The sequence below is a fragment of the Chryseobacterium piscicola genome, assembly GCF_900156685.1.
Lineage (GTDB): Bacteria > Bacteroidota > Bacteroidia > Flavobacteriales > Weeksellaceae > Chryseobacterium > Chryseobacterium piscicola.
Genome location: NZ_FTOJ01000004.1, coordinates 123,384 through 148,533 on the forward strand (window position 1 = coordinate 123,384; position 25,150 = coordinate 148,533).

At 33.5% G+C, this 25,150-nt stretch carries 21 protein-coding genes; 10 read left to right on the top strand and 11 right to left on the bottom strand.

Features of this window, described 5'->3' with window-relative positions:
• The first annotated feature begins 36 nt into the window (after positions 1-36).
• The 3 genes from BW939_RS07985 to BW939_RS07995 all read left to right on the top strand — a co-directional run bounded on the left by BW939_RS07985 (position 37) and on the right by BW939_RS07995 (position 3,583).
• The gene (locus BW939_RS07985) at positions 37-2,298 is read left to right on the top strand and encodes a TonB-dependent siderophore receptor (RefSeq protein WP_076451507.1); all 2,262 of its coding nucleotides are present in this window, start codon (positions 37-39) and stop codon (positions 2,296-2,298) included.
• A 97-nt stretch (positions 2,299-2,395) separates the two neighbouring features.
• Positions 2,396-2,911, top strand: a complete 516-nt coding sequence (locus BW939_RS07990; RefSeq protein WP_076451508.1) for a hypothetical protein — start codon at positions 2,396-2,398, stop codon at positions 2,909-2,911.
• 78 nt (positions 2,912-2,989) lie between these two features.
• Positions 2,990-3,583 carry a hypothetical protein gene (locus BW939_RS07995; protein WP_076451509.1) on the top strand — a complete coding sequence of 198 codons (594 nt, stop codon included), beginning with the start codon at positions 2,990-2,992 and terminating at the stop codon, positions 3,581-3,583.
• Between the two features lie 98 nt (positions 3,584-3,681).
• On the opposite strand, the gene BW939_RS08000 is transcribed toward BW939_RS07995, so the two are convergent.
• Positions 3,682-4,317: a peroxiredoxin gene (locus tag BW939_RS08000; protein WP_076451510.1), complete on the bottom strand. Its 636-nt coding sequence runs from the start codon at positions 4,315-4,317 to the stop codon at positions 3,682-3,684.
• A 100-nt stretch (positions 4,318-4,417) separates the two neighbouring features.
• Between BW939_RS08000 and BW939_RS08005 the strand changes: the two genes are divergently transcribed.
• Positions 4,418-5,323 carry a mechanosensitive ion channel family protein gene (locus tag BW939_RS08005; RefSeq protein ID WP_076451511.1) on the top strand — a complete coding sequence of 302 codons (906 nt, stop codon included), beginning with the start codon at positions 4,418-4,420 and terminating at the stop codon, positions 5,321-5,323.
• A 47-nt stretch (positions 5,324-5,370) separates the two neighbouring features.
• A complete protein-coding gene (locus BW939_RS08010; protein WP_076451512.1) occupies positions 5,371-5,685 on the top strand; it encodes a hypothetical protein in 315 nt (104 codons plus the stop codon).
• Positions 5,686-5,781: 96 nt separating this feature from the next.
• On the opposite strand, the gene dusB is transcribed toward BW939_RS08010, so the two are convergent.
• On the bottom strand, positions 5,782-6,777 hold the full coding sequence (gene dusB / locus BW939_RS08015) for a tRNA dihydrouridine synthase DusB (protein WP_076451513.1): 996 nt from the start codon (positions 6,775-6,777) through the stop codon (positions 5,782-5,784).
• Between the two features lie 96 nt (positions 6,778-6,873).
• Positions 6,874-9,945, bottom strand: a complete 3,072-nt coding sequence (locus BW939_RS08020; protein WP_394333837.1) for a hypothetical protein — start codon at positions 9,943-9,945, stop codon at positions 6,874-6,876.
• Between the two features lie 340 nt (positions 9,946-10,285).
• Between BW939_RS08020 and BW939_RS08025 the strand changes: the two genes are divergently transcribed.
• Positions 10,286-11,059: a T9SS-dependent surface endonuclease, AS87_RS02955 family gene (locus BW939_RS08025; RefSeq protein WP_076451514.1), complete on the top strand. Its 774-nt coding sequence runs from the start codon at positions 10,286-10,288 to the stop codon at positions 11,057-11,059.
• Between the two features lie 74 nt (positions 11,060-11,133).
• Here BW939_RS08025 and BW939_RS08030 read toward each other — a convergent pair whose 3' ends face one another.
• The 3 genes from BW939_RS08030 to BW939_RS08040 form a co-directional block, all read right to left on the bottom strand.
• A complete protein-coding gene (locus BW939_RS08030) occupies positions 11,134-13,950 on the bottom strand; it encodes an aminopeptidase (protein ID WP_076451515.1) in 2,817 nt (938 codons plus the stop codon).
• A 284-nt stretch (positions 13,951-14,234) separates the two neighbouring features.
• On the bottom strand, positions 14,235-15,596 hold the full coding sequence (gene pyrF, locus BW939_RS08035; RefSeq protein WP_076451516.1) for an orotidine-5'-phosphate decarboxylase: 1,362 nt from the start codon (positions 15,594-15,596) through the stop codon (positions 14,235-14,237).
• A gap of 102 nt (positions 15,597-15,698) precedes the next feature.
• Positions 15,699-16,028, bottom strand: coding sequence for a helix-turn-helix transcriptional regulator (locus BW939_RS08040; protein ID WP_076451517.1), 330 nt, complete (start codon positions 16,026-16,028; stop codon positions 15,699-15,701).
• A 137-nt stretch (positions 16,029-16,165) separates the two neighbouring features.
• Between BW939_RS08040 and BW939_RS08045 the strand changes: the two genes are divergently transcribed.
• The 4 genes from BW939_RS08045 (at position 16,166) to BW939_RS08060 (ending at position 20,682) form a co-directional block, all read left to right on the top strand.
• On the top strand, positions 16,166-16,504 hold the full coding sequence (locus BW939_RS08045) for a hypothetical protein (protein ID WP_076451518.1): 339 nt from the start codon (positions 16,166-16,168) through the stop codon (positions 16,502-16,504).
• Positions 16,505-16,582: 78 nt separating this feature from the next.
• Positions 16,583-17,341, top strand: a complete 759-nt coding sequence (locus BW939_RS08050; RefSeq protein ID WP_076451519.1) for a GLPGLI family protein — start codon at positions 16,583-16,585, stop codon at positions 17,339-17,341.
• Positions 17,342-17,354: 13 nt separating this feature from the next.
• Positions 17,355-18,113 carry a GLPGLI family protein gene (locus BW939_RS08055; RefSeq protein ID WP_076451520.1) on the top strand — a complete coding sequence of 253 codons (759 nt, stop codon included), beginning with the start codon at positions 17,355-17,357 and terminating at the stop codon, positions 18,111-18,113.
• A gap of 7 nt (positions 18,114-18,120) precedes the next feature.
• Positions 18,121-20,682, top strand: a complete 2,562-nt coding sequence (locus BW939_RS08060; RefSeq protein ID WP_076451521.1) for a hypothetical protein — start codon at positions 18,121-18,123, stop codon at positions 20,680-20,682.
• Between the two features lie 38 nt (positions 20,683-20,720).
• On the opposite strand, the gene BW939_RS08065 is transcribed toward BW939_RS08060, so the two are convergent.
• From BW939_RS08065 to BW939_RS08085, 5 genes are all read right to left on the bottom strand, one after another.
• Positions 20,721-21,062: a YkvA family protein gene (locus BW939_RS08065; RefSeq protein WP_076451522.1), complete on the bottom strand. Its 342-nt coding sequence runs from the start codon at positions 21,060-21,062 to the stop codon at positions 20,721-20,723.
• A 147-nt stretch (positions 21,063-21,209) separates the two neighbouring features.
• On the bottom strand, positions 21,210-21,749 hold the full coding sequence (locus BW939_RS08070) for a TlpA family protein disulfide reductase (RefSeq protein ID WP_076451523.1): 540 nt from the start codon (positions 21,747-21,749) through the stop codon (positions 21,210-21,212).
• Positions 21,750-21,777: 28 nt separating this feature from the next.
• On the bottom strand, positions 21,778-22,341 hold the full coding sequence (locus tag BW939_RS08075; RefSeq protein WP_076451524.1) for a thioredoxin family protein: 564 nt from the start codon (positions 22,339-22,341) through the stop codon (positions 21,778-21,780).
• A gap of 15 nt (positions 22,342-22,356) precedes the next feature.
• On the bottom strand, positions 22,357-23,427 hold the full coding sequence (gene aroC / locus BW939_RS08080; protein WP_076451525.1) for a chorismate synthase: 1,071 nt from the start codon (positions 23,425-23,427) through the stop codon (positions 22,357-22,359).
• Between the two features lie 39 nt (positions 23,428-23,466).
• A complete protein-coding gene (locus BW939_RS08085; RefSeq protein ID WP_076451526.1) occupies positions 23,467-25,113 on the bottom strand; it encodes an LIC_10190 family membrane protein in 1,647 nt (548 codons plus the stop codon).
• Between the last annotated feature and the right edge of the window lie 37 nt (positions 25,114-25,150).

Below are 25,150 nucleotides of genomic sequence, written 5' to 3' on the forward strand. Positions count from 1 at the left end.
AAATTTGCCATTATTTAAAATTAATCTAAATAACTAATGAAAAGGCAAATCATCACCATAGGATTTATAGTAATTTCTGCTACAGTAAGTGCTCAACTTAGAAACACGGAAAATGATACGTTAAGAATTACCACTATTGAAGATGTTAATCTTCATAAAACAGGAAATCCGAACAAAGCAACTTCTGTGTCAACAAAGTCTAAACTAACGATGATGGAAACGCCTCAGCCTATAGCCATTGTTACTCACGAAATCATTGAGCAGCAACAATCCAGACAGCTGAGTGATGTTTTACAAAACGTAAACGGTATGTATGTAACATCGTCCCGAGGGAATTCTCAGGACAGTTTTGGAGGTCGTGGTTTTATTCTGGGAAATGATAATATGTTTAAGAACGGATCTCGGATCAATAGCGGTGTTTTTCCTGAGGTAAGCGGTCTTGAAAGGGTTGAAGTACTGAAAGGCGCCAATGCCATGCTTTATGGAAATACAGCAGCGGGCGGAGTGATTAATATGATTACAAAAAAACCTAAGTTTAATTTTGGTGGAAACATCGGATTAAATGCCGGAAGCTGGAATTCTTATAAACCTACCGTTGATATCTATGGACCGTTAAGTAAAAAGATAGCATTTCGTGTAAATGGTACTTATGAATATGCTGAAAGTTTCAGAGATGTGGTACAGTCTGAAAAATATTATTTTAATCCTTCTTTTGTTTTTAATTTAAATCCAAAATCTCAGTTAATTGTAGAAGCTGATTATCTTAAAAATAATTTCACCCCGGATTTCGGAATTGGCTCCATTGAAAACAAAGACAAAAGCTTTTCTTTAAAGACAGGATTAGACAGAAATATATTCTTAGGCACAGATTGGCAATATCAGGATGTAGAACAAGTTTCTACCAATGCCACATTTAATCATCAGTTTAATGATAACTGGTCTTTGAATTCTACAGTTTCCTATCAAAATTACACCAAAGATTATTTTTCTACCGAAAGAGTACTTTGGTCATACGCAACAGCCAATCCCAACAGACTTTCTTGGAACAGGCCTTTAAACAGAACATATAACGAGCAAAATTATACGTCAGCACAAGTCAACCTAAACGGAGAATTCAATACAGGAAGTATTAATCACAAAGTTTTAGTAGGAACAGATGCAGATTACGGGGTGAGTGATTCTTATACTTACTACAATCCAACTAATAATAAAAACTACGGATCAACTTATTTTTATGGCACAGACGGAGGTTCAGGTCTTCTGTTTTTAGACAATTCTTCTACCTGGGCGGGTGGAGCTATGCCAGAATCTCAGAGATTAGATAAAACGCGTGTCAATACCAGAAGAATTGGTGTATATGCACAAGATTTTATTAGTCTTACCAAAGAATTTAAAGTGATTGCAGGTTTGCGTTGGTCTTACATCGAAAATATGCCAACTTTGAATACTAAATTTAAAACGAATCTAAAAAGTGAGGTTAATAATTCTGCAACTTCAGATCAGGCGGTTTCTCCAAAAGTAGGTTTGGTGTATAATCCAAACGACAATCTTTCTGTGTTTGCAACCTATACCAATTCTTTTGTGGCGAATACAGGCTTGGATGCATTTACGCTTAATTCCCTTAAACCCTCTCTTGTAGATCAGTATGAAGTAGGTGCAAAGAAAAATTTATGGAATAACGCTGTGGCAGTTAATCTTTCACTGTATCAAATTTCTTACAGAGATTTTTATCAAGCATTTATAGATCCTACCACCAATTTAGCATCTACAGATCCTAGAAATTTAAAAGAATTTGTAGGTAAAATGAGAAGTCGTGGTGTGGAATTAGATATCACGGGAAATCCTTCAAAAAATCTATCAATTATTGGTGGTGTGTCTTATAACAATTCCATTTATCTGGATACACCAGAAAAAGTAGGATACGTAGAAAACCAAAGACTAGTAAGAACTCCGGCTACTACTGCTAATTTATCTCTTTTTTATACTTTTACAAAAGGAATTAAAGGTTTGAAAGTTGGTGCTTCTGCCTATTACATTGGCGATCGTTTGGCGGGCTGGAATGATACGAAATTCGGAAGCTCAACGAGTTTAGCTTCAAGAAACGGAGTGAGCAGAGTGTTTGAACTCAAAGATTATACTACATTCTCATTATCTGCAGGATATGAGTGGAAAAAATTCATGATACAGGCAAAAGTGGGGAATCTCTTTGATGTGGAAAATTACAATGTACACGAAAATTATTCTGTAAACCCAATTACACCAAGAAATTACTATTTCACCCTCACCTACAAACTATAAAAATAAATAACATTAATAAATTTTAGAATAAAGTGGAAGCTGTAACGGTGCAGTTTCCACTTTTGAAGTTAAATAAGAATTAATAAAAAAAATAAATATGGATAAGATTAAAGACACGCGCAGTTTTATGAGAATTACTCACCGCTATTTGGGCTACTTTATGGCAGGAATTATGGTTATCTATGCCCTAAGTGGGATACTTCTTATTTACAGAGATACAGATTTCCTGAAAAATAAAAAACTGTATGATAAAGTAATCGCCAAAAACCTTTCAGAAAAAGAATTGGAAAAGGAATTGAAAATTAAAAATTTAGAAATAAAAAAAACCGAAAGTAATATTATTTATTTTAAAGAAGGTACTTATAACATAACCACCGGACAAGCAAAATATACAAAAAAAGAACTGCCTCTTGTTCTGGATAAAATGGCAAAACTACACAAAGCCAAATCTGCAGACACACTCTCACCGCTGAATGCATTTTTTGGCGTTTGTCTTTTTTTCTTTGTCATTTCAAGTTTCTGGATGTTTAATACTAAGAGTAAACCTTTCAGAAGAGGTGTGAAATTTACCATTGCAGGGATTGTTTTTGCTATCATTCTTTTGCTGATATAAAACATATTTTGTAGTAGTGGCATATTTATTGAAACAGCTAAAATATCACTTCAAAATTTAACTATTAAAATAAATATTATGAAAAAACTGATTTTTACAGGGCTGTTAGCAGTTGCAGGATTAACTTCTACAGCAAACGCACAAATTCAGGAAGGTAACTGGATGGTTGGTAGTAGTTTGTTATCAAGCAAATTCGGTTTGAATACTAATGCAGGTTACGACATCTCGATTCAGCCAAGAGCAGCATACTTTGTAGAAGACAATGTTGCGGTTGGGGGATATGTTACTTTGGGTACATCAAAAGTTAGTAAAGACTCAGGCACAAAATTCACTTACGGTGTAGGAGGTTTAGGACGTTACTATCTTTCTCCAGGTGAGCAGGGCGTAGATAATTTATTAAACCACGGTAGATGGTTTTTTGAAGGTAACATAGGTATCGGAGGACAGAATACTAAAGGAGGTACTAATACTACTGGTTTAGATTTTGGTGTAGGCCCAGGATATTCTTACTTTATCACTCCAAACATCGGGGTTGAAGGTTTAGTGAAATATAACGGTATTACAGGGTTTGGTAACGAAGGGCTTACTTCAAACATTACTTTCAACGTAGGTTTCAGTATTTTCTTGCCAACTTCAAAAGGTAAAGAAGTTATCAATGAGGTTAAAAACTAAGTTGTAAAAATTAAACGAAACAAAAAGCGGTCTGAAAAATTTTTCAGGCCGCTTTTGCAATTAAACTAAACTATATAATAAATAAAAAATCACAATCGCTATCTGTTCGGTTGAGGTGTAAAACGCAGATATGGTTTTACTTCACGTATACCTTTCGGGAATAGATCTTTCGCATCTTCCGTAGAAATTGCCGGAGGAATAATCACATCTTCACCATTGTTCCAGTTGGCAGGTGTTGCTATTTTATACTCATCAACCAGCTGAAGTGAATCTAAAACTCTCAGAATTTCATCAAAATTTCTTCCTGTAGAAGCTGGATATGTAATAATTAAACGAACTTTTTTTAGCGGATCAATAATCAATAAAGATCTTACCGTTCCTGTCGCAGAAGCATTGGGATGAATAAAATCATACAATTCTGAAACCTTTTTATCCTGATCTGCAATGATTGGAAACTGTACTTCAGTTTTTTGGGTTTCGTTGATATCTAAAATCCATTTTTTATGGTCTTCCGCATTGTCAATACTCAATGCAATCACTTTTGTATATCTTTTTTCAAATTCAGATTTAAGTTTTGAAGTAAAACCTAATTCAGTAGTGCAGACCGGTGTGAAATCTGCAGGATGTGAAAACAAAATTCCCCACGAATCTCCCAGAAATTTATAGAAATTAATTTCTCCTAAAGATGATTCTGCGGTAAAATCTGGTGCGGTGTCTCCCAATTTTATTGACATAATATTTTGTTTTTATTAGTCTACAAATTTAATAGACTTTAATGGACTGGCAAAATTTTTGCTTGAAAAATTTGTTTAAATTGTAAACAAATATTTTTTTATGGAAATAAATGTTCAAAATTATTTTGATACCATCTACAAAGTACTAGAAAACTGGTATATAGCATTTGCGAGACTTACGCCAAAGCTCATCATGGGTGCTATAGTATTTTCATTTTTTTTGTTGACGAGTAAATACTTAAGCAAAATTGCAGTAAAACTTTTCCATAAATTTTTTCCTAAAAGTACGGCACAAGCTTCTGTTGCTACTACTGTCTCAATATTTAGATTTTTAATTATGGTAATTGGGATTTTCATTACGCTAGAAATAATGGGTTTCAGCGGATTTTTATGGAAATTTATCGGAAGTTTAGGTGTTGCTGGGGTGATTGCTGGGGTAGCTTTGAAAGATTTGGTGTCTAGTATGTTCTCGGGTATGCTCATCGGGATTGATAAAGCTTTTAAAGTAGGAGATTATATTACCATCGGAAATCATTCTGGAACGGTACAGGATATAGGTTTGCTAACGACTAAATTGATTACTGATGACGGAAAAAAAGTCTTTATCCCGAATCAAGTTATCTTTAATGCTCCGTTTTTTAATATTACAGCTTCTCCGCAGAGAAGAATTATTTTAAATTTTGAAATTCCGGCAGACGAAAATATTGATGTCGCAAAACAAGGAATTTTAGAGGTCATCAAAAACCTCCCTCATGTAGACAAACCCGAAAATATTGATGTCTTCTACACAGATTTGAAGCAGGGTGCTTTTAATCTTCAAATTAGATTCTGGATGGAAATTGGTGCCAATATGCTTGTCCTTAAAAATGAAGCTTTAACCCAAATAAAACAACGTCTGGATGCAGATAAAGTACAGTTGGTAACGCCTACAAGCATTAATATCTCTACAAATAATGAAAGCTCAGCCAATCCATTATTTTCAGAAAATAAACCTGAACAAATTTGATTTTTAATAAAATAAAATAGTAATTTTAATCTAAATTCTTAAATACAATGAAAAAAACAATTTCAATTCTGGCAATTTTAATATTCACATTCTCTGCCAATGCACAGGAGAAGCAAACCGTAAAAGAAGCTGTGAAAAAAGACGCTCAAACTGTAGGAAAAGCTGCTAAAAATGGTGCTAACGCCACTAAAAATGGAGTTCAGCAAGGTGTGAAATGGACTGGTGATACCGCAAAGAAAGGAGCTAAAGCTACTGAAAAAGGGGTGAAAAAAGGAGCAAACTGGGTTGGTGATAAAAGTAAAAAAGGAGCGAAAGCTGTAGAAAAAACATATCAAGATGTGAAAAAGGATATCAAAAAATAATCTGTTTTTCAAATCATAGCAGAAATAAAGCAAACCCATCAAATTTTTGATGGGTTTGCTGTTTTATAAAAGTGTTTAAATTAACTCAGATATTGCTTAAACCTTCGCTTCATATTCCTCGTAAAAGCCTTGGGTTTCTTTAATTACTTCATCCATTTCTACCAAACTATACACTTCAAGAAACTTTCTTCTGAAATCTTTGAAATGAGGAATTCCTCTGAAATAATTACTGTAATGCTGTCTCATTTCAATTAAACCTAATTTCTCGCCTTTCCATTCGGCACTCCATTCTGCGTGTTGACGAACCGCTAAAAGTCGGTCTGAAATTGTTGGTGCATCCAAATGTTCTCCAGTAGCAAAGAAATGTTTAATTTCATTAAAAATCCATGGATAACCAATTGCCGCACGGCCTATCATAATTCCGTCGCAGGCGTATTTGTTTTTATATTCTAAAGCTTTTTCAGGGGAATCAATATCACCGTTTCCAAAAATAGGAATTTCAATATTTGGGTTTTGTTTTATTCTTGAGATGTGTTCCCAATCAGCCTCACCTTTATACATTTGTCCGCGCGTTCTTGCATGAATCGTCAAAGCCTTAATTCCAGTTTCCTGAAGACGTTCAGCCACTTCATCAATATTGATTGAGTTGCTGTCCCATCCCAAACGGGTTTTCACAGTCACGGGAAGACTTGTAGAACTCACAACAGCTTTCGTTAAACGAACCATCATGTCAACATCTTTCAAAACTCCGGCTCCTGCACCTTTACAAACCACTTTTTTTACCGGACAACCAAAATTGATGTCCACCAGATCAGGATTTACGGTTTCCACAATTCTTGCAGACATCGCCATTGCTTCCTCATCACCACCAAAAATCTGGATTCCCACAGGTCTTTCATAATCGAAAATATCCAGCTTTTTACGGCTTTTCATTGCGTCACGGATCAACCCTTCAGAAGAGATAAATTCAGAGTACATCATATCTGCACCATGTAATTTACACAATCTTCTGTACGGCGGATCACTTACATCTTCCATCGGAGCAAGCAAAAGCGGAAATTCCGGCAGTTCTATGTTGCCTATTTTTATCATGGCGCAAATTTACGAAATTCTAAACTTTCAGCATTTTGAAATTATCTATTGCTGTTATCGTTTACAAAACGAACATGGTTTCTTTCTCAACTCGGCTTAAAAACTCGCCTTCACCTGCATACTTCCAATGTGAATTGTACGTTCTCCAGAGTTCCTGCCTTCGTAATTGAGATTCAACTGTAAAAATGAGTTTAATGACTGTTGAACAAAAACACTCCAAACCTGGTTTTTACCCGGTTTTAACCCGTCCAGCATTTGATTTCCTACAATACTGAAGCTGTTTCCAGTAAAATCATTATTGATGAATGAGAAATTGGCTCTTATGGACGTTTTTTTTCTTTCCCACTGTACGGTTCCTGTGATATCGAAGGCTTTCAGAAGTTCCTCGCCGTCGGTTCGCTGCTTCTCACGGTAAGCCGATGAGAATTCTGCTTGTACAGAATCAGTAAATTTATAGGTTGCTTTTGGTTTGGTTTCAAAATTATTTAAAATGTAATCTCTGGTTGAAAATAGTTGTGAAGAATTTTTGAGCTCATGCACAGAATTTTCCCAATCTATTCTGAATTCTTTATTAAACCAGTATCCAAGATTCACAAAGTGAGATCGCTGTTGTCTTTCCTCATTGCTGAAGTTGGCATTGAGCAAGTTGTCATTAGAAATAAAACGGTAATTTCCGTTCCATCCAGATTTTTCTGTAGGATTAAACTGTAATGATGTTAAAATATTCTGATTTTTAAGAATTTGATCTTCATTTTTCTCAAAAGGATTAATAACTAAAACTTTATCTTGTTTGAGGTAAGAGTTTTGAGAATTTAATGAGATATTGAAATTCCAACGTTTCAAAAATTTATTTTCAGAATTAAAAACAATCGAAGGATTTACAAATAACGCCAGCTGAATTTTATTTTTGTTAGACGCCAAATATCTTACAGAATTGGTGTAAATCCTAATGTACTGAGCCAAATCTGAGTATTCTGCAATCTCAAATTCATCTAATTGCTGCACGCCATCGCCATTGTAATCGGTCCATTTGTAAACGCCTTGTCCGTCTGTTACTTTGATGTATTGAAATTCTCGTTGAGCTTCTTGGCCATTACCCAATTCATAAAATGCCTGCAATCTGGCCCCGTTTCTGAAAAGCTGCTGGTTGTATAGGATGTTTCCAACCACAAAATCATTATTCCTGCTCATATCGGCAAGGTCAGACTGATAGAAAAATTTTCTATAATGGAGGAGTGCTGTTAAAGTTGTTTTGTCATTTTTGATCAACTGACTTTCTGCCATAAATCCTAAGATTCTGTTCATATTTTGAAGACTGTTGTCTCGCACCGAGTCATTATCCCTGAGATAAGCTTTAGTTAAAAGCCTTGTTCTAGCACTGTCACCTATTTTTTTCTGTATGAAAACTTCTCTCCAGCTAAAACTCGTCACATCCAGCAATTGAGTGTTATTGAAGTATTTTTCGTTGTGTTCCATGCTTCCACCGGCAGTCCAGCTTCCTTTTTTACCTGTAAATTCTGTAGAAACACCACCACGAATGAATTTGGTGTCTTGAAGTGTGGCATTGGTATTTAAATAAGAGAAATTTCCTTTTGTAAAGTATTTTTTATTAATCCACCCGAAATCGAGATCATTTTTTATTCCCTTATAAGAATCTCTTTCATTAAGATAGTTTACTCTGTAGTTTAAGACCGATTTATTATTCCATCTGTTTAAAAAGCTGAAAATAAAACGGTTCTGCGTTTTGTTGCTGAATTCCTGGGCAAGGTTGAAGTCTCTGGAAAATTCTACATCATTTATTCTGTCTAAAATTCTGAATTGCTTGTCGATGTACTGATATTCAAAGCTAGGAGTGCCTTTCCAGTTTTTTTTACTAAATGTTTTGTTTCCGAAAACCCTTCCAGCATACCCGATATTTTTGTCTGAATCTTTTGATGAAAACAAATTGATATCATAATTACTCAATGAAAAATCAGCCCCAATTTTTCCGTTTTTTAGAAGGAATTCTGAGTTTACAGTGTACACCTGAGATTTTTCCGGAGCTGGAAGTTTTCTTACCGCTCTGTACTCTCCCATATTTTGACCTACGTATTCGAATACACGCCCATTATTGGTAGTTTGCGTCACTTTGTAATCTCCAAGATTTGCCCCAAAATAAGTAAACGAAAGCGTGTACAGAAGTTGAGAAGCATCGGTAGAAAACTGGTAATAATTGCCATTGGGATTTTGTACCAAACGATACAAAATTTTGTTGACATCATAAGCCGTTTCTACAGCAGAGGGTGCGTACATTAAATTTGGATTGTTGCCGGCATCGGCTAATATTTTTTCGTCTTCTTTGGATAAATTTAAAGCCAAAGGAGCGTTTTTATTATCATTTTCCATGAACCAATTGAGCCCGATTTTCATTTTTTCCCTTTTGTGTTCTACTTTTCCAGTAAAGAGGTATCGGGAATAATTTCTGTTGGTATAGTTATAAGAAATGGTAATAAAATTCTGCTGAAAGATAGGCCGGAAACTGGTAAATGTCACTTCCCCAGTATTATAGTTAATCACGTAATCCTGATTTTCACCACGTTTCATTAAGATTCCATCAATGAAAACTTGTTCAGATCCTGAAATTAAAGTGATAAACTGTTCACCGTTTTTCCCAGTAAGACGGTAAGGCCCTTGATTTCCCTCCACACCTTGAAAACGTATTCTGTGAAATTCACTTCGCGCTACACCCATTGAGATGTCTGTATACGTTTTATTGTCGGTTCCAAATTCTGTCTGAAACTGAATCCCCATGCTTCGCCGCTGATATTTTGAGAAATAACTTTTGGTATCCACCAAATCCAGATGCCCAGCTCTAAGTATAGATTTATCCTTAATATTTAGCTGCATGTAGATTTTATCGAATTCGTCGAGCGTTTGGGTGTATCCGTCAGCTTGTATCGGAAGATTGTGATCTGAAATGCTGGCAAGAATGGTAACATCTTTAGAAAGCTTTCCTGAAATCTGCAAATCCATAGAACTCTGTACAGATTGTCCTTGATTATTTCCAAAAGTAATCCCACGAATGATAGATCCTTTAGAATTTAATTCTCCTAAAAATCGTTGCTTGTCATTCTTTGCTAAAACAGATTCGTCAATAATAATTCTGTTTTTGGTTTTTACAAAATCCATAGTATCTTTCGTGAAAAGATCGCGGCTTAGTCTTGTAAAAATAATGCTATCGGTTTTGGCAGCAAGTGCGCTGTCAGATTTTATAGAATCTTGAGGGAGGTTCGGGTTTTTCCATGTGAAAATTTGAGCATTACTGGTAAATAATCCTACAATAACCAACACAAAAGTAATATAATATGTGCGCAAACCCCTATTGATAATAAGATGTAAAAATAACTAAAAAAACAATAGGTTTGCTTTTTAGCATTATTAACAAATATTTAATCTATTTGTTGTGTAATCAAGAATTTTAGTATTAATTTTGCTCTGTAAATTATTAATAATTAAAAATAATTAAGTCATGAAAAAAATCTATTCTCTATTCGCTACAGTAGCATTGGCTACAGGAATGTTTGCTCAAGTAACTGTTTTTAGTGGTACATTTAGTGATCTTACCGGAACTGGCGGTAATGATGGTCTTTGGTCAGGTTCAGCAGCTGGAACGGCTATTGCAGATGGTTCTAGCTCATATACAACTGGTGGAAACTGGACTGTTACAAAAGCTTACCGAGCTGATGGATGTCTGAAAATGGGAACAAGTTCTCTAAAAGGAGTTGTTACAACCCCAAGTATATCTCTTACAGGAAGCGGCGTATTAACGTTCAGAGCTGGTGCGTGGAACGGTACAAGTGAAAACACAAATTTGGTAATTTCTGCTACAGGAGCTACTTTAAGCCAAGGAAGTGTTACTTTAACTAAAGGTGCTTTCAATTCTTACTCAGTAAATATTACTGGAGCAACTGGAGCAGTAACAATTACTTTTGAAGGAAATTCTGCATCAAATAGCAGATTCTTCATTGATGATATTATTGTTCAGGATGGAACTCTTGCCGTTGCAGACTTCAAGAAAGTAACTCCAAACTTTGTAAAAAATACTTTGGTTAAAAATGATGAAATCGTTTTTGGTTCTGACGTGAAAGATATTAAAGTCTACACTTTGTCTGGTGCAGTAGTAAAAACAGGTTCAGTGAAAAATGGTTCTACTTTAAACGTAGCTGAATTGGCTAAAGGAAACTACATCGTAACAGGTATTCTAAACAACGAGCCAGTTTCTCAGAAAATTTTGAAAGACTAATCTTTAGTTAAGATATATAGATAGAAACAGCTGCAGAAATGCAGCTGTTTTTTTTGTGATTCAATATAAATTACTTAATACCAGCCTCGTCGTGCAGCATTAATAATTGTTCCGAGGTTTAAAATTAAGGTATATCGTATCCTCTTACCGTAGTCTTTAAAGCCAGGCTCAAAACCTAAACTCGATTGTACAGGAAGATAGATTTCTAGAAAATCTGGGATGAGGCGTACTTTTACACCACTGTCCCAGATAAATTTGGGATCAAAATTTTTGTTTTTGTACACACCGGCATCTGCATAAACGTGAAAAATTTTCCAGACGCTCGTATCTACGTTAAATGAAGTAATCCATTGGTTTACCGTTCCAGGAATGAATGATTTGAAACCACCATCAGCTAGAATATATTGTTGAGAAAGAAGTCCTTCTGTAGCACTTTGCCCCAGTAGATTATACGAAAAAGAATAGTCGGAAACCCTTGAAATTCCGTAGTTGAAGGTATTATTTCGGGTTTCATTTCTCACAAAATAACCAGCGAAAAGCCTTAAACTCAATTTCTGTCTTGGTGCAAATTCCCAACGGTAAAAACCTTCAGCAGTTACCTTATTGTAATCTTCCATTCCCTGCGTGCTCACGCTGAGACTTTTCTCATGAATCATCTGGTTGTCTGTATATCCATAGCCCACACTCCAGAGATTGTATTTTGAATAATCGCGGTTGGCAATCATTTTAGCACTCAAATCTCGTTCGTAATAATTGTAAGATACTGCCAATCCACGGCTTACCGTACTCCTTGGGTTTTTGGTAAAACTGATTCCTGCAGATGCAGATATTCTACTGTAAGCCAATTCGTAATCATAGTGAAATTGTGCCGCAGAAAAGCCTACCGTTAATGCTCTCATGAAGCTTTCAGCAGGCAAAAAAGAGTAGGAGACAGCTCCCGAACCTACCATTTTTCTAGTTCCAGTACTGAAATAAGGAGTAATGGAATAAGAAAACTTTTGGTCAAAAAGGGATTGGTTTTTAAAATTCATTCCCAAAAGAAATTTGTCATAAGCATTACTGAAACGAATTCTTGGGTTGAGGTAAATTTCATTAAATTCAGGATTGGGAATATCTTTTATCAGTTTCAGTTTTATTTTTTTTGAATTAGAAAATATCCCTTTTGTATAAAGATAATTGTCTCTGTAACTAGGCTCGGGGAAAATATAGCCGTTGTTGAGCGTTATTTTATAAATATCCTCAGCCGGAATTTCAAAAGTTGTAAGTTTTTTATTTTTCTCAGTTTCTAGCCAATATGATTTTTTGAAACCAGCACGGTTTTCGGTTTCCAATTTTACCGGAATGTTTTCGTTTGTATTTTTGGTAATACGTACTTCTACATTATCATCTTTAGTTTTGAAATTTTTCAAGTTAAAATTATCACGGTTTTTATGCTTGAAAAAATTACTCAAATATTCAGACGATGTTTCTTTTTCTGCGAGTCTTTGTAGAAATTCTTCAGGATTTATTTGTTTGTCTGTGTTTTCGGCAATATAATCTTTAACTAAAATAGTAAAATTGTTTTCGCCCACTTTCTCAGCCGTATAGCTAAAAAGACTTCCCGTTTCGAAATGAGAAATGGCATTATCATTAAAATTACTCAAATCTGCATATTTCTCGCCAATTTTTTGGTCAAGATTCTGAGTCATAATGTATTGGTATGCCAATCCGTAGCGATCTAGCAATTTTACTTTTGAGGCATGGAAAAACTTTACAGGTTTTATACCAAGCAGTTTAGTTTCTGTAAGATTTCCCAAAAGTTTGGCATCATGATAGAATTTTTTTAGATACTGAATTTCAAGATAAGATTTCAAACCGTTTTTGAACCAGTGAAAATTTTGCTTGTCGGCAATTATTTTTTCATCTAAAACTTTTTTAGAAATAATACCGAAATAATCCTGATCAATTTTTTCTGCATCAGAGAAAAGTTTGAAATTGAATTTCCAAAAATTGATGTCATTGTTACCGAAAAAATCTTCTTTGGCTTTGAATTTTTCAGAAATAAAAATCTGTTCAGGAATTGCACCAATTCGGTCTTCGATAAATTTTAATTGTAGAGGAAGAAAAAACTCCATGTTTTGTTTTTCCTGATCGGTAATAGGGTAACCTAGTTTTATTTCAGTTTTGAAACTTTCAGAGTAAACATTAAGAATAGGGAATTTTTCTTTTGAAATAATAAATTCCGGGTCAGAATCTAGATCACCTTCAAAAGTATTTTCTGCAGTTTGGTTAAGATTACCCTGCGCATGAAATTCTGTAGGTAAAATCAGATTAATCTTCCAAAAAGTATTAAAATTTACAGACTCTTCAATGTCTAAATAGCTTCTGCTCAAATTATTGCCAGTATCAAAATGATCTGGGACAATGAAGAAATATTTTAATGAACTGTTATTGGCAGAAGTACCATAACCAGTAAATTTTTTATCAGGAAGTTGCAGTTTATATTTTAAGTTTAAAACAACCGATTCACCAATTTTTATTGGATTCTGGAGTAATAAATAAAGGTTTTCTTCTTCTTTTTTAGGAATTATAAAGTTTTGATTGTCTTTGCTGATGCTTATTTCAAGTAATTTCCCTACTTCGTCTTGTTTTGCAAAATGAAGTCTGTTGTTTCTATCTTCAAGTTTTCGATAAACAAGAGCGGTTTTTCTGTTGTTGTAAGCGGCAACCCAATTGAGAAGTTTTAGGCTGTCTAAGTCTTTATTGGATTGGTTGTGATAAACAATCTGCTGCTCTACTTCGAGCGTTTTTCTGTCTGCTGAAAGTTTTGCGTTAATAAAAATACTGTCTTTCTGTGCAGAAATCTGTACAAACCCCAAAAACGAAATAATGACGATGCTAAATTTTTTCAAAATACCTGATAAAGCATCAAATATAACTTATTTTAGATATAATATTAATGATTATGATAGCTAATTTGAAAAAAAATATTAAAATTAATTTACTATTTTGAATTCATTTATTTTAAACAAAACTAAAAATGATAATGGAATACTAGAGTTTGTTTTACAAAAGGTCTTTTAATGATTTTGATCTTCATAGGCTTGCTTTTTCATTAAACAAAAAAACACGGGAAATTTACCCGTGTTTGTATTATTGCCATTTTAAGATTTTTTTAAAAATCTGAATTTTATTTTTAGTTTAAAGAGTCTTGGTAAGCTTTCCAGCCTTCGTTTTTATAAGTTAAAGCGGCTTGCTCAGGATTTTCAGATTTGTAAATTCCTCTTCCTACAATGATAAAATCGGTATGTAGTGTTTTGAAAACATGCTCCGGAGTGTTGTATTGTTGCCCTTTTCCGTCTCCCGAATCAGCCAAGTTTACGCCAGGCGTGAAAAGTAACATCTCATCGGGCAATTGATTTTGAGAAACTCCACCAATTACATTGGGGTGTGAAGCCGCTACTTTCAAGGCTTCTTCACGGTACGCGCTGGTCGTTAAAGTTCCTTTAGAAGACATTCCTACAATGGCAACCACGCCCACATTTTTGAAGCAATCGAGCGATTCGTAACCGCCAATGACCTGTGAAGTCACAAAATCTGCCCAGTCTGTAATTTTGAAAACTCCGCTGGTAAACTGTAACTCCTGAGTGTTTCCGATGTCTGCAAATTTTCGGTCTTCCATCAAAAGAAATTGATGTTTTTCAGCTAAAGCCTTTAATGGAACAATCGTTCTCTGATAATCGAAGTCTGAAATAATATCGATGTGTGTTTTAAGTGCAATAACGTGCGGCCCTACTTTTTCTGCTAATGCTAAAAGCTCGTCAGTAGTTGTTACATCAGCTGATGCAATAAGATTTGATTCTTTTGCCAAAGCTGTCTCTAATAGTTTTTTAGAAACAGAATGTTGTGCATTCTCGAATTTTTCTTGATAAGAGAGTCTTTTCTTTTCATCAAATTGAATATGATTTCCTTTCAAAAAATCCTGAATTCTTTTCACTTCATCGTCCGAAAGTTCACCTTCTTCCTGAAGAATCGCACAAACTTCTGAGATGTTGAATAAGGTATGAACCTTAAATCCTTTGCTTTCCAAAAGTTGTTTTCCGCCTTGCTCACGGTCTAAAACTACAACGATGTCGGCCACTTTCAGGTCTTCGTTTTCTACTTCGGCAATGGTTTCAATTAAAGATTTTCCGGAGGTAATCACGTCTTCCACCAAAAGACAGTTTTGCCCTTTCTGATAAATTCCTTCGATCAGTTTTTTGGTTCCGTAATTTTTCGCTTCTTTTCTTTTGATAATTAATGGAATATAACTTTCAAGAGACATTGCAGTAGCCATCGGAAGTGCAGCGTAAGGAACTCCGCAGATCAAATCAAAATTATCCAGCGGAAGCATTTCCAAAAGATAGTTGGCGAGGTTTTTAAGGATTTTCGGGTCTGAAGCCAAAGGCCTAAGATCTACATAAAACGGACTTTCGATACCGCTTTTCAAAGTAAATCTTCCAAATTTGATGATTCCCAGCTTGTAGCACTCTAAAAAGAATTCTTTTTTACTTTCCATTATTTTCTATTAGATTCTGCAAATTTAAGGATTTTGATATGAATAACAACTTGGCATCACAACAAAGGTTTTTTTTATCTTCAAAATCTATTTATTACTGAATCATTTTCTCCTTCTTAGAATTGAGATTTCTTCTTTTTGAGTTTTTATGATCTCTTTTAGTGTGATGATATGTTCTTTTAATTCGACAATTAATAGTTCTGAAATACTGTCTCTTTGGGAAAGGTTCAAATTGGTCTCTAGATTGTCATCCAGAATGTTCGTCATTTCTGTATCTAAAAAGTCTGCTATTTTCTGCCATTCTTCTTTGGTGAATTTTGAACGGTTGCATTCTTTCCTGTAGTACTGAGGTTGTGAGATGTTGAGTAATGATGCCATTGCATCCTGAGAGACATTTCTGCTTTCTCTGAGTCTTCGTAATTTAATGTTCATATTTATTTGTGTGGTAGCAAATGTATAAAAATTATTCATTTATTATTCATTACTGAATGAAATTTTTGATCTGAGTGATATATTTTTGTTTTCAATAAAAGCATAGTGCTTTTAAAACAATCATTAATAAAAAATTTATGAAAAAAATTCTATTTGCGGCAGTATTATTTGCCGGAACAACCTTAGGGTTTGCAAAAGACAATGTGAAAAAAACTGAGGTTGAGGTTACAAAAACCGAAGTGGTAGCAAAGAATCAACATGCTAAAGTGGATGATGAAAATCTTGATTTAGCAAAGAGACTAAGAATTTGCTTTGAAAACTATTATTGGACGACTATTGAGTCTTACTATGATATTTATACCGATACTGTACAGCATCAGTATGTTCATCATATAGCTCAATATTCTTATCTGTGTGGTGATAGTGGTCCAAGAAGTACAACTATCAATGGTAATCCGGCAGATTACGGTTTGTAGCAATTTTAGAGGTAGTGTATTCTATAATATGCTACCTTTAATATAGTTTTTTAGTAAATTTAAAATAATATGTACATAATGAACGGGAAAGATAAAATTCTAATTACCTTAATAATATGTTTTTGTAGCATTTTGAATGCTCAATATCTCAAAGTTGATTATGAGAGATTAGATTTGGGGGAGGAAAATTTGATAGGTGTTTCAAAAGAGTTTCGTGAGGAATTCAATAATATAAGGAAGACTCCTCAAAAGTTTTTTCTCTATTATGCAAATGGAGAGTCTTTATATAAGTCTGTACCAAGGAAATCATTTGTTAATAATGCAGGAGATTTACGAGTGGATGAGAAAACAATTTCTCATAATAGAGAGGTTTATAAAGATATAGAATTAAAGGTCTATAAACCTAAGGGAGCTAAAGGAGTTTATGTATATCAAAATTTTTTGGATATTCGAGAAGAATTTTATGGATATAAAGATACAAAATTTTCTAGCATTGATTATAAAGATGAGACCATTACCATAGATAAGTATCACTGTAAATTGGTTGAAGTAAGTTTTCCAAATAATCCTTCAGCCAAAACTAAAGTTTGGTATACTGAAGATATACCAATATCTGCAGGTCCTAATACATTTAATGTATTTCCAGGATTAGTATTAAGAATAGAGTCATCTCAATATATTCTTACAGCAATTAAAATAAGTAACGAGGCGAAGTTGTCTGACGTAGAAAAAATAAACACAAAACTTCCTGTCTATAAAGAAGAAGCATTTGATAAAAAAATGAAGGAAGTAAGAGAATTGAGAAGTAAAGTTACAAAAGAAGAAATAAGACTTTAAATAGAATCTAATAATGAATTTATTTAATCGAATTTTGCTTGGTACTGTTATCACTTTTGGTAGTATATATAGAGCTCAATATCTAAAAGTTGAATATGAAAGGACAGATTTACATGACACTAAGTTAAGCGGTGTTTCTCAAAAATTTGAAGATAAAGTAAACGCAAATCGAAAGATACCACAAAAGTTTGTACTTTATTATGCTGATGGAAACGCATTCTATAAATCGATCCCAAGGACATCTTTCTCACATAATGCTGGTGATACAAGAAAAGATGGAAATACGGTTCTACATAAAAAAGAGATTTATAAAGATGATGAATTAAAGGTTTATTATCATAAAAAAGATAAAGGCATTTATGGCTACTATAATTTTCCCAACATTAAAGAAGAGTTTTATGGCTATAAAGAGTCTAAATTTTCACAAATAGATTATAAAGAAGAAACGATACAAATAGACAACTACCCGTGTAAGTTAGTAGAGGTTAGTTTTGAGCATATGCCTGCTACAATTTATAAAATTTGGTATACGGAGGATATTCCAATTGTTGCAGGACCTAATGGTTTCAATGTTTTTCCAGGATTAGTTTTAAGGGTAGAGTGCGATACATTTGTACTGACTGCTGTTAAAATAAGTAATGATGGAAAGCTATCTGATATTGAAAAAATAGATCCTAAATTAAAAATTTACAAAAATGAGGAGCTTGATGCAAAGATGAAGGATGTAATGGAACGAGTAGGTAAAACGAGCACCGAAGAAATAAAGTTATAAGAAAAAAATGAAGAAATATACCTCATTAATTTCCCTTTTTCTTATACATCTGTATTTTTCCCAACAAATAAAAATTCATGTAAGAGATTCTGATAAAGCCTTAAGTGATATCAACGTTCAGTTGCAGAAGTCCGGTAAAACTTTAGATTTTAAAAAAACGGATGATTCAGGAAACTGTACATTTTCAATTACAGAGCAAGGTATTTTTACCGTGAAATTGAGTTCTATGCTATATAAGGCTAAAACGGTAGAAATTAACAGTACAGATAACAGTGATGTTACCATACAGCTTGAGAAACAAATTACAGAAATAGAGGAAGTAGAAATAAAATCCCGTCCGGATATTGCTAAAATAAAAGGAGATACCATTGCTTTTAATATAAAATCGGTAAAAGACGGTACTGAAAGAACAGCTGAAGATATTATTAAAAAATTACCTGGTTTAGATATTAATGAAAACGGCAAAGTTTCGTTTAAAGGAAATCTCATTGGGCAGGTCTTGGTGGAAGGAAATGAGTTTTTTGGAAAAAACCATAAAATGGCGACTCAAAATCTTTCGGCCGATATGATTGAAGGTGTAGATATTTGGCAAAATTATACGACTATCAGCGGAGGAAGTTCTACAGCGCTTAATTTAAAGCTGAAAGATGAGTTCAAAGGAAAAATTAAAGGGAATATAGAAGGGAATTACGGAACCGGAAATTCTTATTTTGGTCATTCAAATCTTTTTAAAATTAATAAATTTGGTAATCTTGCCTTGATTGCAGATGCCAATAATGTGGCAAAAGATCCTATAAGTTTTATGGATTTTTATGAAATGAACAGTCAGGAAGAGGAGGGGAGCTCGGAAAACAGCAGTAAAGTAGATGTCCCAAGTTTTCTTAATAATGATGGTAGGGTTAAATCTAAAGCCAATCAGTTCGGAGCTCTTCAATATTCAAAGGCGACAAAAAATTTCAGCATTTCGGCGTTTTCAATTTTCAATAGTGCCCAACTACAGAAGTTGTCATCAACGCAAAGAATGTTTTTTGATCCGCAGTACCAGAATTTAAATTTTAATGAGGAAAAATCTGAATCTAATAAAGGATTGCTTGGAACTGCTCAGGTTAAAATGAGAAAAACATTTGCAGATAAGAGTTTCCTGTACTACAATTTTGCATATAATTCTACTGATGATCATTTTGCGCAAAATATTAATCGGTTTGCGTCAGACCCTTTTTATTATGATATTGCCGATAAAGTAAGTAAAAGTAATTTTACCAATTCATTATTATGGAATAAGCCTTTTGAAAATTCAGAACTTATTATAGCATTCAATCATCAAAGGAACAATTTTTCAGGAAATCTCAATATACTATCCAACGGAAAATTATTTTTTACAGATAGTGAGATTCTTTTGCAGGATTATAATATTACTTCAGATAAATACACTTTCAACTTTTATTATAAAAATAGGAACAAGATTCTTAACTATGATTTTCAGTCGGGTTTCTCATACAAAAATGACGAGTCTGAACTTAAAGAATTGATTTCTCAGGAGAGAGAAGATCTTTTTTTGAAAATGTATCATTATACCAACAGTTTCAGTTTGCATAAACAAATTGGCAAATTCACTTTGTCTGGCGCATTAAGTTCCCATTTTTTGTCAGTAAATACAGCAGAAAAACATTTTTTTGAAAAAAATATTAAAATTCGGTTTACTCCCAAAACTGTCGTTAGCATGGAATATGGTCTGGAATATTCCAACAGATATAATTTCCCAAGTTTATATCTTCTTCAGGAGAACCCCGTTTATGCTAAAGATTTATCTTTTTCCAGAAACGCTAACCTCAATTTTGATACCCTCAACAATACAGAAAGTTTTAAGATTAACTGGAACAGATTTAATATTGAAAAAGGAAATCTTATGTTTGTGATTTTAACTTATGAAAAAAGTAAAAATTATTTTACTGCAAACGTTACCAATTACGGTTTGTTTTCAGAGTTGGGAAATGTTGTAGGAAATTTTAGAGAGAGAAGTCTTTTTCTGCTTTCAAACGATAGAAGAATTCTGAAAAATTTAACTTTGAAATCGAAGTTTACCTGGTTGAATAATAAGTCGGATAATTTCATTAATAGTCAACCAAATATTTCTACTATACAAAACATAGAAATATCACAAAGACTATCTTCAAACTTTAAAAAATCGTGGGTACAATTTGATGCGGGTTATACATTTACCAAATCTAAATTTCAACAGAGTTTATATGGCACTTCATCTGATCAGGAAAACATAAAACTTTCTTTAGGATTTCGAGCCATTATCAGAAAGGAATGGCAGGTTAATGTTCTGGGGGATTACTTTATTCAAAAAACAGATTTTGCAAAACTTGAGAATGTTTTAATAGGAGGGCAGATTTCATATAGAAAAGAGAAATCTGCTATAGAGTATAATCTTTATTTCAATAATATCTTAAACTTAACTTCTTTTCAGTATATCAATAGCTATTCAAGTCCTTTGGGTATTGATGAGCAGTCGATTACCGCATTGCGAGGATACATTATTGCAGGAGTTAAATTTAATTTTTAAATAAAGAAAACCATCTTAAATTCAGATGGTTTTGGTTTTTATTCTACAATTTCAGCGTCAATGGTTTTCATGTCGCCATTCATTCTTCTTTCTGCTTCCCAAAGAAGGAATTTGTCAACTTCTCTCAGCAGTTTTGGTATCATTAATGATAATACCGCTAAATCATCTAAAACACCAGCCACCACAATAAAATCTGGAATAACATCGATAGGGGAAATTACATACAAAAGACCAATCAAAGGTAAAATAAGATTGATTGATTTTACAGGATATTGTCCCTTTCTCCACATATTCACCATTCGGAATATGTCCGGAATCTTTTTTACAAAGCCTTTGTGAGCTATAGCTTCCTTAGCAAGATTAAGTTTAGAATATTTCATTTTTCGTTTGTGTTATTTATTTTTAACTCTTTATAATTCGCAAATTCTGTACCAGCAAATAATAAAATTTGTTAATAAAATTTTAGGTGTCTAAAATACATATTTTTAGATACTAAGCGCTCATTATTTATGAAATATTATGAATGATTAATTAATGATGTTATCTATGAATTGATGCACAGACTTGGCGTTCCAATCTCTTGCAGCATCTTCTTTGATGATTATTCTTCCGTTTTTATCCAGCAAAAAAGTGGTAGGGAAAGCTTTAGGAAGAATTTTTTCGGAAATCGGGCTTTGAGCAATGTAAACCGGAACATCGTAATTATTTTCTTTCAAAAATTTTCTTACGGCATCTTCTTCATCATTCATTGCAATCAAAACAAAATTCACATGACCTTTTCTGCCATTATACAATTTTTGTATCGATGGCCATTCTTTTCTGCACGGAGGGCACCAAGTTCCCCAAAAATTCAAAAACATCGGTTTGTCTTTAAAATTTTTCAGATTGGTACTTGCTGTATTGATGCCCTTTAGATCTATATCATAATCTTCTGGTGAGATGTGTACCGCTTTTTCAATAGCAGCAATAGGGAAGAGGGTTTCTTGTAGTTTATCTTTCAGTCCTGGAATGAAGAAAACAGCTCCAAGAATAAGAAGAATAACAACATAGACTATATTTTTTTTCATAAGTATATTTTAGCAATTTGATTGTTATTTATAGAAGTTCCAAAATTTCTTCTACTGCATCTTTGCCTCTGTTTTTGGCGTAATACAATTGCAGATCATTGTAAAAAGTTTCTCTAGGATATGCTTCAGGATCAGCTTTAAATTTAAGTAAAAGTTCGTTTCCGAATTTCGGACGAGGTCCCCAAGTATTTTTTACGCTAAAATCTTCGTTTAAAATCAAAACTTTCGGGATAGATTCTGTCTCGTTCGTCAAAAACTGATTAATTAGGCTTTTGTCGCTGTCTCTCAGAAAAATTCTTACTTCATTGTGATTTTCAAAAAAATTCACCAAAGCCGGAACTGTAGCACTTGCATCACCACACCAAGCTTCGGAAATGATTAAAATTTTTCCGGAGAAATTTTTAGACTTTAATGTATTGATTTGATTGTTGTCGACGACAAATTTTTTCAGCGTTCTCTCCATCCTCGTAATTCCCAGTTCATAATACATTTTATATTCCGAATCTTGCGGAGTTGAAGGGTTTTCAAGTCTTTGATGGGCAATTTGAAGATATTCTTCAAAAGAAATTGCTTTATCCCAGTAATTTTTCATTACTAAATATTTTTATTAAAATTGATTGATATTTCTTGTTTTATTGATCAAAAATAAATCTGCCAAAACAAAGGCAGCAAGTGCTTCCACTACAGGCACAGCTCTTGGCAAAACGCAGGCATCGTGTCTTCCTTTGCCTTCTACAATTATTTTTTCGCCGTCTTTATTTACGCTTTCCTGAGGCCGTAAAATTGTGGCAACAGGTTTGAAAGCAATTCTGAAATAAATATCCATTCCATTTGAAATTCCTCCTTGAATTCCTCCCGAGAGATTAGATTTGGTAGTAAAATCTGTATTGAATTCGTCATTATGCTCACTTCCTGTCATCTTCGCACCACAAAATCCGCTGCCATATTCAAAACCTTTGCATGCATTGATGTTGAGCATCGCTTTTGCCAATTCTGCCTGTAATTTAGAGAAAACAGGCTCGCCAATTCCTACCGGAACATTTTTGATGACACAGGTAATGGTTCCTCCAATGGTATTGCCTTCTTTTTTTATTTCCTTAATTTTTGAAATCATTTTTTCTGCAGTTTCGGCATCTGGGCAACGTACTTCATTACTTTCAGTTTTCGAAAAATCAAGAGCTTGATACGGTTTTTCACAGAAAATTTCGCCAACTGAAGATACGTACGCATTAATCTCAAATTCTGGTAAAAGCTGTTTTGCTAATGCTCCTGCTACTACCCAATTGATGGTTTCTCTGGCAGAAGACTTTCCGCCTCCACGGTAATCTCTGGTGCCAAATTTTTGGTCATAAGTAAAATCTGCATGGCTTGGGCGATAAGAATTGGCGATATGATTGTAATCTTTTGATTTTTGATTTTCGTTTTCAATTGTAAACCCGATAGGAGTTCCCGTAGTTTTTCCTTCAAAAATACCGGAAAGAAACTTTACAGTATCACTCTCTTTTCTTTGCGTAACAATTGCAGACTGACCTGGTTTTCTTCGATCCAATTCGTATTGAATCTTTTCAAAATCAAGTTCCAAACCTGCTGGAAAATTGTTGATAATACCGCCGTAAGCTGCACCATGGCTCTCGCCAAATGTGGTTAAGCTGAGAAAATTTCCTAAACTATTAAACATAATACAAAATTACCTAATTTAATTTAGATTAGAAAAAACTTAGTTCTCTTGTTGATAGTTGCTCTGTATGGTTTTTATAGCGTTATCCAATTCCTTTTTTTCTTGATTGCTTAGTTTTTTCCAGATAAAACCTCTTTTTAGGTTTTTAGAATCTATCAATTGAGGTGAAATTCCGAAGTTTTTATAATTAAACATAAAACTTTCGGAAATTGCGGGAACAGGAGTTTCAAAATTGAAAGGATATTTTTTTGAAACATTTACTTTTACATTTCCGATTTTAAATGACTCAAAATCGGTTGGCTGATATTCTGAAGGCTTATAAAACTGAATGATTTCAAATTTTCCCATTGTATTTCCCAATCTGAAACTAGGGATTAAGATTCTCAGAATCTGAGGATTAATAAAAAAAGATAAAACAAGCAAGCTACCAACCGCACAAACAGTAAATGAGATTTTTCTTAGATTTTCACTATATAAAACCGCTAAAATTATAATGGGGAAAACATCAAGAAAAAATCTGTATTGTGCAGAAAACGATATTATAAGGATTGATTTTGTTACAAGAGATAAAAATAAAATTAAATGAATTTTTTCTTTTTTAATGAAAGAGAATATTCCATAAAACAATAAAAAAATGATCAAACCAATATTAAAAACCGATTTTATTCCCTGAAGAAAAAGCCATTTCGTAATTTTTTCTTGAAAAGAAAAGTGGGCAATTTGTTGTAAAGAATATTGGGCATCATAAGTTTTTAAAAGTGCATATTCTGAGCTCATTTTCATTATTTCCGGATTGGGCTTCCAAGGCAAATTTAAATCAAATAATGCCATAGGAAATAATGGATACCCGAATACCCAAAGGTTTTTAATGATATATATCCCGAAAATTAGAAATCCAGGAAGTATTGCTTTCAATGAAATCTTTTTTTCTATTATCATCATTATAATAATAAAAAGGGGCAACCAAATCATCGTTGGCTTTATTGTAAAAGCAAAAATCCCAAAGGCAAGTAAGCTTGAATTAATTTTTGTCTTACCCAAAATTTCATTGATAATAATTAAAGAAAAAATAAAAGCCGGAAGATCGGGGCTGGGTGACTGGCTAAATAGCAGCATAGCAGGAACAAAGCTCAGGTGAATCCATCTTTTAGTCTCGAAAATGTAGATGAGATAAGCAATTAACAAAATAAGATTAATTCTTAAAAATGGATCTGATAGATGAGAAAATCCCGATTGTAAAATATGCCAAGAAGACATCTGCCCCAAAGTGAGGTCTAGATTTGAAATTCCTTTTACCAACCCAAATTCTCGCAGCCATTTGATTGTAGGAACGTAATATCCAAAGTGATCTAGGATAAAAGGATAGAAGCTCGCACAAAAAATACAGATTAACGCAAAAACATAAAACAGAAGATTTGTTTTTTTGAAAAAACATAAAAAATCTTTATAAGTATGATTTTTTATAAAGAAAAATAATCCTATAAAAAGAATTAAAATTTCAAGATAAATAGTAAAACCTGTGAAAAAGGATAAAATATTTAGAAAAACAGTTAAACAAAAAATTCCCGAAAACAATTTTCCTGAAATACCGTCGCAAATTTTTAAATTGAAATTTTTTTCAGCAACGGTTCCCCAGCTAAATATTGTAGGTAGAATTATAAGAAGCGAAAACAGTAATAAAACCATAAAAATAAAGATTGCTTAAAAATAAGCAATCTTTATT